At 69.4% G+C, this 11,589-nt stretch carries 8 protein-coding genes; 3 read left to right on the plus strand and 5 right to left on the minus strand.

What is annotated here, in order from left to right; translation table 11 throughout:
- Window positions 1-366: 366 nt before the first annotated feature.
- Together FHS42_RS11290 and FHS42_RS11295 are read right to left on the minus strand one after the other, a co-directional pair.
- Complete coding sequence (locus tag FHS42_RS11290) at window positions 367-1,446, minus strand: DUF8829 domain-containing protein (protein WP_246494565.1); 1,080 nt, start codon at window positions 1,444-1,446, stop codon at window positions 367-369.
- Window positions 1,447-1,534: 88 nt separating this feature from the next.
- Window positions 1,535-3,550 (minus strand): acetoacetate--CoA ligase, encoded by a 2,016-nt coding sequence (locus tag FHS42_RS11295; protein WP_184571689.1) that lies wholly within the window; start codon window positions 3,548-3,550, stop codon window positions 1,535-1,537.
- Between the two features lie 597 nt (window positions 3,551-4,147).
- Between FHS42_RS11295 and FHS42_RS11300 the strand changes: the two genes are divergently transcribed.
- A complete protein-coding gene (locus tag FHS42_RS11300) occupies window positions 4,148-6,523 on the plus strand; it encodes a glycoside hydrolase family 31 protein (protein ID WP_184571691.1) in 2,376 nt (791 codons plus the stop codon).
- Between the two features lie 83 nt (window positions 6,524-6,606).
- Here the strand turns inward: FHS42_RS11300 and FHS42_RS11305 are convergent, their stop codons facing one another.
- Window positions 6,607-7,416: a M15 family metallopeptidase gene (locus FHS42_RS11305; RefSeq protein ID WP_184571693.1), complete on the minus strand. Its 810-nt coding sequence runs from the start codon at window positions 7,414-7,416 to the stop codon at window positions 6,607-6,609.
- A gap of 793 nt (window positions 7,417-8,209) precedes the next feature.
- Here FHS42_RS11305 and FHS42_RS11310 point away from each other — a divergent pair.
- Window positions 8,210-8,941, plus strand: a complete 732-nt coding sequence (locus tag FHS42_RS11310) for an MIP/aquaporin family protein (RefSeq protein ID WP_184571695.1) — start codon at window positions 8,210-8,212, stop codon at window positions 8,939-8,941.
- 13 nt (window positions 8,942-8,954) lie between these two features.
- Window positions 8,955-10,493, plus strand: coding sequence for a glycerol kinase GlpK (glpK, locus tag FHS42_RS11315; protein ID WP_184571697.1), 1,539 nt, complete (start codon window positions 8,955-8,957; stop codon window positions 10,491-10,493).
- Between the two features lie 107 nt (window positions 10,494-10,600).
- Here the strand turns inward: glpK and FHS42_RS11320 are convergent, their stop codons facing one another.
- The gene (locus FHS42_RS11320; RefSeq protein WP_184571699.1) at window positions 10,601-11,209 is read right to left on the minus strand and encodes a GTP-binding protein; all 609 of its coding nucleotides are present in this window, start codon (window positions 11,207-11,209) and stop codon (window positions 10,601-10,603) included.
- On the minus strand, window positions 11,190-11,585 hold the full coding sequence (locus FHS42_RS11325) for a DUF742 domain-containing protein (RefSeq protein ID WP_184571702.1): 396 nt from the start codon (window positions 11,583-11,585) through the stop codon (window positions 11,190-11,192). Before FHS42_RS11325 ends, FHS42_RS11320 begins: the two co-directional genes overlap by 20 nt.
- Window positions 11,586-11,589 lie beyond the last annotated feature (4 nt).

Consider the following 11,589-nt stretch of genomic DNA (forward strand, 5'->3'; position numbering starts at 1 on the left):
GTGGGAGACGGGGTGTCAACAAATTTGGCGTTGACTTTTGGCACGCTGTTGAGTTCTCAAGGAACGGACGCTTCCTTCGGTCCCGTTTCACCGGGCCCTCCGGGCGCTTCCCTTCGGTGTTTCACACTCTATCAGGCTATTTCCCGCTCTCCGACCGCCGTATTTCGCAGCCACTTGTAGCGCGCGAAATTGCAATTCAGAGAATTGAACAAGATCTGATAGATGCCGCCTCCGAACGACACGCGGTTATCCGCGGTCCGTGTTCGTGGGCAGGGGTACGACAGTACAGCGCACACCCACACGAGGCAAATCGATTCGGATTGGCTCCGGGGGTGGTCGTCGCCGCACGACGACCACCCCCGGTGATCAGCGGGGTTCGTCTTCCGGGTGGGGAAGTGTCAGCCCGGCCCGATAGTCAACGCCGGACTCGGGAGCGAGTGGCTCGCCGGTGTCCGGGTCGGTGCAGTAGGCGTCGAAGACCTCGGCCTCGGTCAAGGGGCGTAGCCAGTGGTCGCGAAGCGCCCAGCCTCGCACGGTGTCGCGTTGGTCCTCCGCCGTCGTACGCAGGACGACGCCACCGGGTCTATTGGTGGCTAGGCCGGCAGCCAGCACAGTGCAGAAGACTTCTCTATCGGCTCTATCGACTTTCGCGGCGGCCGAGGTCTCCGTTGGTGTGCTGCCGGACTCTGCCCGGAAATGCAGCACGGCAATGAGCGAGGCTCCCTCGGCCGGGACGCTGCACACCAGGTGATGGCTGCCCGCACCCGCCGCGCGCAGCAGGGCCTGAACCGCGTGGTCCGCGCGGTCCAGCGCGGCGGAGGCGACGTCCTCGCCGCAGTCTGCGCACTCCCCCAATCCGACAAGCGCATCCGTGGCGCAGAGGTGCGTCGCGTGGTGTTCTTCCGCGTCGATCAACTGCGGGATGAGCTGGCTGAGCGGCTGGCCCTCGTATGGCAGGGCCGGGCCCGTCGCCGCCGCCTCGGCCGCGTAGCGCGCGCGGCTGATGGGCTGGTCGGGGTCGAGTCTGGCCTCGGCGCAGAACGCGCCGTAGACGATGGGTACGAAGAGGACGACGGTGGTGTGCCTGCCCTGCACGGCGCGGGCCCTGAGCAGACCCTCTGCCTGGCGCAGATAGGTGGGGTGGTCGGCGAAGGGGAATGAGGCATACCGCTGCATTGCAGCGAAGTCCGCCTCGTCGGCGAGGACGGCGATCACGCTGGGCGATTCGCGGCGCAGCGCCGCACGGATGGCTCGGCGCCCACCGCGGGCTGTTCTGCGCCGGGTGGTCCCGCCGGTTGCGCGCGGGCCACCTCGCGCGATGTGCTCACTGGGGCCGCGGGTGTCGCCACGCCCGGCCGGCTGCGGTCGCGGTCCCGCCGGCGATCGGCCATCGGGTCTGTGCTGTGCGTCGCCGGTGTGCCGACGGTCGCGCGGTGTGTGTGCCATGGCTCCCCCTGAGCGCTGTCGATCAATGTTCACTCACCGTAACCGGGGGGTCTGACAATGCCGTCGCTCGACCGTCGGCCTGCGGCTTTCAGGCGCCGGTGGGGCGTTCTCGGGCCAGCCGCTCGTAGAAGTGGAGCAGTTCGATGTTGTCCACCGAGCCGGGGTTGACTGCCTTGTCGAGGGCCACGCCCTGGAGAAGCCGTTTGACGGGGACCTCGATGCGCTTGCCGGTCAGGGTGTGGGGGACGGCCGGGATCTCGATGACCTCGTCGGGGACGTGGCGAGGTGAGAGCTGGGCGCGGATGGTCGTCTTGATCTTGTTGCGAAGTGTGTCGTCAAGCGTGGCGCCGGGGGCCAGGTGGACGAAGAGGGGCATCCAGTAGCCCCCGTCTGGTTCTTCTACGCCGATGACCAGCGATTCGCGGATCTCGGGGAGCCGTTCCACCGCCTCGTAGATGTCGGCGGAGCCCATGCGGACGCCCTGCCGGTTGAGGGTGGAGTCGGAGCGGCCGTGGATGACGACGCTGCCGCGCGAGGTGCGCGTGATCCAGTCGCCGTGCCGCCAGGCTCCGGGGAACATGTCGAAATAGCTGTCGTGATAGCGGCTTCCGTCCGGGTCGTTCCAGAAGTGGACGGGCATGGACGGCATGGGGCTGGCGATGACGAGCTCGCCAACCTCGTCGATCAGTGGCTTGCCCTGCGGGTCCCACGCCTGGAGGTCCGTGCCGAGGCCGGGCGCCTGGATCTCCCCGATGTAGACGGGAAGGGTGGCGACGGCGCCGGCGAAGCAGCTGCACACGTCGGTGCCACCGCTGACCGAGGCGATCCACATGTCGTCGGCGACCTCGTCGTGCAGCCAGCGGAAGCCGTCAGGCGGTAGCGGCGAGCCGGTGGTGGCGACGCATTTGACGCGGGAGAGGTCGAAGTCGCGCCCCGGGTGCACCTCGGCCTTGCGGCAGGCCATGACGTAGGCGGCGGAGGTCCCGTAGACAGTGGCGCCGGTCTGTTCGGCGACGCGCCATTGGGCGCCGGTGTCCGGGTAGCCAGGGCTGCCGTCGTAGAGCACGACGGTGACGCCCACGAGGAGGCCGGAGATCAGGAAGTTCCACATCATCCAGCCGGTGGAGGTGTACCAGAAGAAACGGTCCCCCGGGCCCAGGTCGTTGTGCAGGCCGAGCTGCTTGAGGTGCTCTACGAGGATGCCGCCCTGGGACTGGACGATGGCCTTGGGCAGCCCCGTCGTACCCGAGGAGTAGAGCACCCACAGCGGGTGGTCGAAGGGGACCGGCTCGAAGACCGGCTCGGTGGCGGCGGCGACAAGATCGTCCCAGAGCAGCGTGCCCGCCGGGGCGGGGGTGCCCAGTAGGGGGATATGGACGACAGCGCGCAGCGATGGCAGGTCGCGGCGCAGCTCGGCGACGGTCTCCGTGCGGTCGTGTTCCTTTCCTCCGTAGCGGTAGCCGTCGACGGTGAACAGGACGACCGGTTCGACCTGCTGGAAGCGGTCGAGGACGCTGCGGGCGCCGAAGTCGGGGGCGCAGGAGGTCCAGACGGCGCCAACGGCGGCGGTGGCCAGGAGGGCGATGGCCGCGTGCGGAATGTTGGACACATAGCCGCTGACCCGGTCGCCGGGGCGTACGCCGAGGCGGCGCAGTTCGGCGGCGAGCGAGCCCACCTGCTGGCGTAGCTCCGACCAGCTGATGGGGCTCGGTTCGTGGGTCTCATCGACGTACAAGAGTGCGGGCTCGTCGGCTCGGGCCGGGTCCTCTGCCGCGCGTAGTGCGTGCTCCGCATAGTTGAGGGTGGCGCCGGGGAACCAGCGCGCGCCGGGCATGGCGCTGTCGGCGAGCACGGTCTCGTACGGGGTGGTGAAGCGCACCTCGAACCACTCGGCTACCGCCTGCCAGAACTGCGGAAGCCGCTCCACTGACCAGCGGTGCAGGGCGGCGTAACTGGCGGCTGGGTCGTTGGGCGTCGCGGCGGGCGCCCCGTGGTGCTCGGCCGCCCACTTGTGGAAGCGGCTGACGTGCGCCTGCGCGATGCGGTCCTGGCTGGGCCGCCACAGGGGTTCCGGATGGGCTGCTGACGGCGGTGCTGTGGTCATCTCGGCTCCCGGACTCGGCGCGTGGTGTGCGTCCGCTCGCGTACGGGCACGGGCCCCGATGAGTGCCGGGGCGCGCGGGCATGACGCGGCTCAGCAGGACCATGCCATGTGATCGACATCCGCACCAGGGTGACCTCCCGGTTCCGGCATGAGCCGAAGGTCTCATTCCGCTCCCGGGTCGGGTCGGCAGGTGTACCCGGCCCAGCTGCCACTTTCTGGCTGACCGGCCCTGCATGTGGCATCTGCCGCCACGGCAGCCACGTACCGGAAGGGCCCCGTCGGTTTCCGGTACGGCCGGCGGCTCTCAGGGGTCTCGGGAAGGCTGCTCGGGGGTCTCGGGAAGGCTGCTCGGGGGCCGGCCAACGGCTGGCAGCGCCCGGGCCGAAGTCCGGTCGAATCTCGTCGCTGCGCGGCGGGGCTGTTTCGCGGGTGGTGGCTCACGGCCGGCGGACAGTGGCTGGTGGGCGCTGTCGGCGCGGGTGGGGAAGGGCCAGGTGAGGCCGTAGGTCACAGTTGAGGGGTGGGCTGGGGTGACAGTGGGTGAACTACAGCTGAACGGAGCATCTGGCCGGTCCTGTCAATGGCAGGGTGATCAGCATGGATGCGCGTGACCTGGTGCGGTCAGTGAAAGTGATCGGTTCGGCGCGGGGAATTCGGACGATCAGAGCCGCCTGGCGGCGGCATCGCACGGACGCGGCCGGGTTGCCGCGGCCGGGTGCCGAGCGAGCCCGGGTACCAGGTCTGGCCGAGGAGGCTGAGCCGCAGCCGGGTGGCGGCGTGGTGCGGTTTGCGCGCTCGTCACTGCGGGTGCGAGTGGCGGTGGGCGGCGCGGTGTTCTGCGGCTGGGACGGGGCCGGGCCCGAGCCGTCGTACGCGCTGGCCGGGTCGTGCCCCGAGGCCGATCCGCGGGCCACCCTCGAACCCGATACGGAGGGCGGCTGGCGCGTGGTGTCCGAGCGGGTGACGGTGACCGTGTCCCGACAGGGGGCGGTTGCGGTGCGCACGCCGGGCGGCGTGGTCCTGCGCCGTGATCTACCACCGCGTTGGTGGGAGCCGGCCGCGGCGGATGAGGCACAGGTGACACCGCCACGCTGGACACAGCGGTCCGAAGTGGCCGCGGACGCCCGGTACTTCGGCCTGGGCGGCCGGGCCGCTGGCCCTCGGCTACGGGACGGCGCGTACCGACTGTGGAACACCGACCCGGGGGGCGCCTTCGGGCCGGACGACGACCCGCTGTACCTGACCATGCCGGTGCAGCTGGTGGTGGCCGACGCGGGCACTCACCTGATGTTTCACGACAACACGTGGGACGGCGTGGTGACGCTGCGGGAGGGAGTGGAGGGCGCGGGCTCGGGGCACGATCGTCCCGGCGGTTGCCAGGTGCGGATGGCGGGCGGGCCGCTGCGCTACTGGGTGATCGCGGGCACTCCAGCGCGGGTGCTACAGAGTTGGGCACAGTTGACTGGTGCGCCCGCGCTGCCGCCGCGCTGGGCTCTTGGCTACCACCACGCCCGGTGGGGTTTCGGCACCGAAGACGAGGTGCGCCGGGTGGCCGCGGGCTATGTGGAGCGTGGGCTTCCGCTGTCGGCGCTGCACCTGGACATCGACCACTACGACGGCCACCGAGTGTTCACGGTGGACCGTGCGCGCTTCCCCGACCTGCCGAAACTTGCGTCCGACCTCGCTGATGACGGGGTACGGCTGGTGTCGATCATCGACCCTGGGGTGAAGGCCGAGCCGGGTAACCCGGTTTACGACAGCGGGGTCGAGGCGGACGCGTTCGTACGGGACGCGCGCGGGCGCGAGGTACGCGGCGAGGTATGGCCGGGCGAGACGGCCTTCCCCGACTTCACTGACCCGCAGGCGCGCAAGTGGTGGGCCGGGCTGTACGTGGAGCGGCTTGAGCAGGGCTTCGCCGGTGTGTGGCACGACATGAACGAGCCGGTGTCCTTTGCCGCGTTCGGCGACCCCACCTTGCCGCTGTCGGCACGGCATGCGCTGGAGGGGCGGGGCGGTGACCACCGTGAGGCGCACAACGTGTACGGCCTCACCATGGCCCGCGCCGGGTACGAGGGCTTGTGCGAACTGCGGCCCGAGCAGCGCCCGTTCCTGTTCTCACGCTCCGGCTGGGTCGGGATGCAGCGTTACGGGGGGACCTGGTCGGGCGATGTGACGACCGACTGGCCTGGGGTGCGGGCGTCGCTGGCACTGGTCCTTGGGCTAGGGCTGTGCGGGGTGCCGTACTCGGGGCCCGACGTCGGCGGCTTCACCGGCGCGCCGTCTGCGGAGCTATATCTGCGCTGGCTCCAACTCGCCGCGTACCTCCCGTTGTTCCGCACCCACGCGGCGATCACGGCGGGTCGGCGCGAGCCATGGGAGTTCGGGCCCGAGGTGCTGGAGCATGCGACGGCTGCGCTGCGCGAACGACAGCGACTGCTGCCGTACTTCCTCACCCTCGCGCATCTCGCGCAGCGTACCGGCGCCCCGTATGTGCGCCCCATGTGGTGGCGCTGGCCCCAGGACCGGGCGTTGCGGGACTGCGAAGACGCGTTCTTGCTCGGGGACTCCCTCCTTGTGGCGCCGATTTTTGACCCTGGCGTACGGCGGCGCATGGTGCGACTGCCACGCGGACGCTGGTACGACGCGGCGACCGGGCGGGCCCATGACGGGCCGGGGCAGGCCATGTTGGAGGCCCCGCTGTCGCGGGTGCCCGTACTGGTGCGGGCGGGGTCGGTGTTGCCAGTGGCGGATGAGCAGGGCGAGACGGAGCTTGAGGTGTGGGCTCCGATCGCCGGGCGCACCGGGGGCGGGGTGCTGATCACCGACACGGGTGATGGCTGGGAGGAGCCCACGGTGATGCACTTTACGACGCGGCTGCGGGGTAACCGGGTGGTCGTGGAGCGCGAGGGGCCAGAAGACATCAAGTACGTCATGCGGGTCCGTGGGGACGCGGTTGGCCTGGCGACCCCCTGAGCGCGGCATGGCGACCAGCGCATCGTGCTCCATCAGGCACGGCCAAGTAAGCGCCCGTTGATGTGTCACCGGGGTGTGATGTGTCACCGGGGTGCGGTGAGCGACCTTCTCGACACCGGGAAGTCGAAGTAGGTGTCAGGGAATGGCTCCGGCTTGTACGTGTAGTGCCACCACTCTTCGGGGAGGTTGGCGAACCCCGCCTGCTCCAGGGTGTTCTTCAGCAGGAGCCGGTGGTCGCGCTGCTCGCCCACTATGCGGGGGTCCAGCGTGTGCGACAGGGTGTCGAAGCAGTCGAACCCCGTTCCGGTGTCCACCGAGTTGTCCGGGAAACGCTCGCCCTTGGGGGCGTAACAGGGCACCAGTGGCTCACCGGGAACGTAGGGGCGGGTGGGCTTGGCGGGCAGCTTGACGATGGTCACATCGACCGTCGAGCCGCGGCTGTGGCCGGACTTCTCGGCGATGTACCCGTCCTCGAACAGCCGCGACTTGGCGACGCGCGGATAGAACTCCGCCTGCATGCGCTGGTTGTTGAGGTCCTTGGCCCAGCGTACGAAGTGATCGACCGCGCGCTGCGGCCGGTAGCAGTCGTACACCTTGAGCGAATAGCCTCTCCGCAGCAGCGTGCGCTGTGCCCGGTGCAGGGCCTTCGCCGCTGGTGCGGTGAGGATGCACACGGGCTGCCGGTAGCCGTCGATGGATTGGCCTACGAAGTTATGCGGCGTGAAGTACCGCATTTCCTGGATGATCGTGGGGGCGACATCCCGCAGCGCCACGAACCCCTTGGGCGCCTGCGGTGCGGGCGACGCCTGGACCGGCCGGGGCGCGGCGGCAAGGGCGGACAGGGCGGCGGTACACGCGGCGAGCGTGCGCAAAGCAGCACTGAAGCGAAACATGCTCCCTGGGTCTACCAGCTCTGCCGCCGCCGAGGGTAGGGCCTCGCGCACTTCCGACAGCCCCACTGCCATCCGTCACACCCGCCCACCGCATCGCGACCGAACCGCAGTTGCAGGCGCCGGCGCATCGCGGCTGGAACGCGGCTGACCGGCCGGACGGAGCCACCCCCGTGGACTCCGTCCAGCCGGTCTCGTTGGTGTGGACGCGGAGGGCCCATCGTTGGTTGCGTCCTCTACGGTGCGGGGACGGATGACCAGACGTTCGCTTCGCATGACGAATTCTGGCCTTACCAGGTCGCGTTGCATTGGTGCACCACAACACGGTGGGGGCACCTGACGGGGACGCACACCGACCTGGCCATTGGGGTGCGTAAGGGCGCACGGGTGGGCGGCAGGGAGCGTGACCATCGGCCGGGCGCGCGGGACGGGCGAGCGCCGCACGCTGACCGCCGGAAGGTGCCTGATGTGCAGGTGGTGCGCGGCGAGCGGGTTGGCGACACCGGTGCGGTCCACAACCTTGACGCTCCATCAGGGCAGGTGAACACTTCCGGTTGTCAGCCGGCGTCGCTCTACGCGGGTAGCTCCGGCCGCACGTCGGTGGGGCTCTCGCATGCCGTCGGTGGCCCGGTGCGCACCGGGTCGTCGCTTCTCGCGGGCGGGTGCCGACGCCGGGGCACGCTCGTCACGGACCCGGGCAATCGCCGGGCGCGCCTCTTCGGCACCGTGACCATGAGCGGTTAACCCTGCACGGAGGGCCGGGGCCGATGCCCCGGTGGAGGGCTGAGGAGCCGCAATGAACTATTCCCATGGCGATATCTTCGTCGGCGAGGTCATTGGTACCGCAATCCTGATTCTGTTCGGCGCCGGAGTGTGCGCCGCCGTCACGCTCAAACGCTCCAAAGCCATGTCCGCCGGATGGTTGGCCATCGCCTTCGGTTGGGGATTCGGCGTCATGGCCGGTGCGTACACCGCAGGTCCGCTCTCCGGCGGGCATCTCAATCCGGCGGTGACGGTCGGGATCGCGGTGGATACCGGCGAGTGGGGGGAGGTGTCGCTGTACATCGGTGGCCAACTCGTCGGCGCTCTGATCGGCGCGGGCCTGACCTATCTGGCGTACTACGCACAGTTCGCCGCCAACTCCGACAAGAAGAGTGCCCAGCCGACGCTGGGGATCTTTGCCACCATTCCGGAGGTCAGGCATCCGGTCGCCAATCTGCTCACCGAGATCATCGCGACGATCGGCCTGGTGCTGCCGCTGCTCGCCTTCGGGCTCGACGAGGGGATCGGCACCTCGGGGACCAAGACGCTGCTCGTCTCCTTCCTCGTGGTCGGCATCGGCCTCTCGCTCGGCGGACCCACCGGGTACGCCATCAACCCGGCCCGCGACCTCGCGCCTCGGGTGGCGCACGCGTTGCTGCCCATCCCGAACAAGGGCACGTCAGACTGGAGCTACGCATGGGTCCCGGTGGCGGGCCCGCTGATCGGCGCGGTGCTCTCCGGCCTCATCTTCAACGCAGCCTTTTGAATCAGGAGACGTCATGACGAACGGGACGACCCGTACGGAGCGCCATGTCGCCGCGATCGACCAAGGCACGACGTCGAGCCGCTGCATCATCTTTGACCACGGCGGTGCGATCGTCGCCGCCGACCAGCGAGAGCACCAGCAGATCTTCCCCAAGCCGGGCTGGGTGGAGCACGACGCCATGGAGTTGTGGACCACCACCCAGGCGGTGGTGGCGGGAGCGCTGGCCAAGGCGGGGCTGCGGGCCGATCAGCTCAGCGCGCTGGGCATCACCAACCAACGCGAGACGACGGTGCTGTGGGACCGCGCCACCGGGAAGCCGGTGCACCACGCGATCGTCTGGCAGGACACCCGTACCGCCGCGCTGTGTGCCGACCTCGGCGGCGCCGACGGCCAGGACCGCTTCCGCGAGATCACTGGGCTGCCGCTGGCCAGCTACTTCTCCGGGCCGAAGGCCGCCTGGTTGCTGGAGCACGTGCCGGGGCTGCGGCGCCGCGCCGAGCGGGGCGAGATCGCGTTCGGCACCATCGACTCCTGGCTGATCTGGAATCTGACCGGCGGCATCGACGGTGGCGTACACGTCACCGACGTCACCAACGCCGGACGGACCCTGCTGATGAACCTCGACACGCTCCAGTGGGACCCGTCGATCCTGTCCGCGATGGGCATCCCCGAGGCCATGCTCCCGGAGATTCGGCCATCCGCCGAGGTGTACGGGACGGCCGTGGGCCAGCTTGCCGGGGTGCCGGTCGCCTCGGCGCTCGGCGACCAGCAGGCAGCCGTGTTCGGGCAGACCTGCTACGGCGTGGGCGAGGCCAAGAACACCTATGGCACCGGCAGCTTCCTGCTGTTGAACACCGGCGAGCGGCCGGTCCCGTCCAAGAACGGGCTGCTGACCACCATGGGCTACCAACTCGGCGGCGAACGCCCGGTGTACTGCCTGGAGGGTTCGATCGCGATCACCGGCGCACTGGTCCAGTGGTTCCGCGATCAGCTCGGCATCATCCGCGACGCCGCCGAGATCGAGCCGCTGGCCGCGAGCGTGGACGACAACGGCGGGGCGTACATCGTCCCGGCCTTCTCCGGCCTGTACGCCCCGTACTGGCGCGCCGACGCGCGGGGCGTGATCACCGGGCTCACCCGCTACGTCACCAAGGCCCACCTGGCGCGCGCCGTTCTTGAGGCGACGAGTTGGCAGACCCGCGAGGTCGTCGATGCGATGTACGAGGACTCCGGGGTGCGGATCACCTCGCTGAAGGTGGACGGCGGCATGACCGCCAACGGGCTGCTGATGCAGCACCAGGCGGACGTTCTGGGTGTGCCCGTGATCCGTCCGGTGGTCGCCGAGACCACCTGTTTGGGCGCCGCGTACGCTGCGGGGCTCGCCACCGGCGTCTGGCAGGACCTGGACGAGCTGCGCGCGCATTGGAAGCGGGACAGCGAGTGGACCCCGCGGATGCCGGTGGAGGAGCGGGAGCGGGAGTACGCCAACTGGCATAAGGCGGTGGAACGCAGCTTGGGCTGGACGGATGACCGTGTGGCCACGGGCGGGTAGGGATGGCGTACGGCGCGGGCCGGCGCACGCCGTGCCGGCGCCGCCACAGGCGGCGGCCCGTACCCCAGACGGTGGGGTACGGGCCGCGCTGTGCTGCTGCGGTCCGGTCAGCCGCCGGCCGCCTGCCGCTGCTCGGCGGCGATCTTCATGGCGTGCTCGACAACCGAGATCAGCACTGTCTTGGTTGACTCGCGTTGGCGCACGTCACACAGCATGACGGGCACATCGGGGTCGAGATCGAGTGCGTCGCGCACGGTCTCCTCGGGGAACCTGGTCGCCCCGTCGAAGCAGTTCACCGCCACGGTGAAGGCGATGCCACGCCGCTCGAAGTAGTCCACTGCGGCGAAGCAGTCCTCAAGTCGCCGGGTGTCGGCGAGCACGACGGCGCCGAGCGCACCCGTTGCCAGCTCGTCCCACAGGAACCAAAATCGGTCCTGTCCTGGCGTGCCGAACAGATAGAGCACCAGGTCCTCGCGGAGCGTGATGCGCCCGAAGTCCATGGCTACGGTGGTGGTTGTCTTGGCCTCCACTCCCCCTATGTCATCTACTGGACGGCCAACTTCGCTGAGCAGTTCCTCGGTGCGCAGCGGTTTGATTTCGCTCACCGCGCCCACCAGGGTCGTCTTGCCGGCGCCAAAACCGCCCGCCACCAAGATCTTCAGCGTGACCGGGTCAACAACACTGGAACGGCCGCGGTCAGAGTGCCCGAAGACCATTGATCACCTCGCGCAGAATCCACTCATCCGGCAGTTCTGCCGGAGGTACGGGCCGGGACACGCGGACGAGCGCCGCGTGCAGCAGGTCGCCGATGAGTACACGGACCACCCCGACCGGTAGGTCGAGTTCGGCCGCTAACTCAGCGACGGACTGCGGGGTCTCCCGGCTCAGCTCGACGATGTCGAGATGCTCCGGAGAGAGGGTCTGATCGGCTACCGACCGACTTTTCAAGGTGTCGGCGATAACGACCGCTATCAGGTCGAGCTTTTCTTCGGTCAGGCTGCGGGTTCGACCTCGGGTCATGGCGTAGGGCCGGACCACCGGTCCCGCCGCGTCGTCGAACCAGCGGGCTGTGTCTTCCCCGTCTCCGCTCATGTCA

Origin of the sequence: Streptomyces zagrosensis (genome assembly GCF_014203645.1) — a bacterium.
In the GTDB taxonomy this organism is placed as follows: Bacteria; Actinomycetota; Actinomycetes; order Streptomycetales; family Streptomycetaceae; genus Streptomyces; species Streptomyces zagrosensis.

Excerpts from the sequence above, each read along its gene's own strand:
- FHS42_RS11290 (WP_246494565.1), bottom strand. The coding sequence starts at position 1,446 with ATGGCACACACACCGCGCGACCGTCGGCACACCGGCGACGCACAGCAC.
- FHS42_RS11325 (WP_184571702.1), bottom strand. The coding sequence starts at position 11,585 with ATGAGCGGAGACGGGGAAGACACAGCCCGCTGGTTCGACGACGCGGCG.
- glpK (WP_184571697.1), top strand. The coding sequence starts at position 8,955 with ATGACGAACGGGACGACCCGTACGGAGCGCCATGTCGCCGCGATCGAC.
- FHS42_RS11300 (WP_184571691.1), top strand. The coding sequence starts at position 4,148 with ATGGATGCGCGTGACCTGGTGCGGTCAGTGAAAGTGATCGGTTCGGCG.
- FHS42_RS11305 (WP_184571693.1), bottom strand. The coding sequence starts at position 7,416 with ATGTTTCGCTTCAGTGCTGCTTTGCGCACGCTCGCCGCGTGTACCGCC.
- FHS42_RS11295 (WP_184571689.1), bottom strand. The coding sequence starts at position 3,550 with ATGACCACAGCACCGCCGTCAGCAGCCCATCCGGAACCCCTGTGGCGG.
- FHS42_RS11310 (WP_184571695.1), top strand. The coding sequence starts at position 8,210 with ATGAACTATTCCCATGGCGATATCTTCGTCGGCGAGGTCATTGGTACC.
- FHS42_RS11320 (WP_184571699.1), bottom strand. The coding sequence starts at position 11,209 with ATGGTCTTCGGGCACTCTGACCGCGGCCGTTCCAGTGTTGTTGACCCG.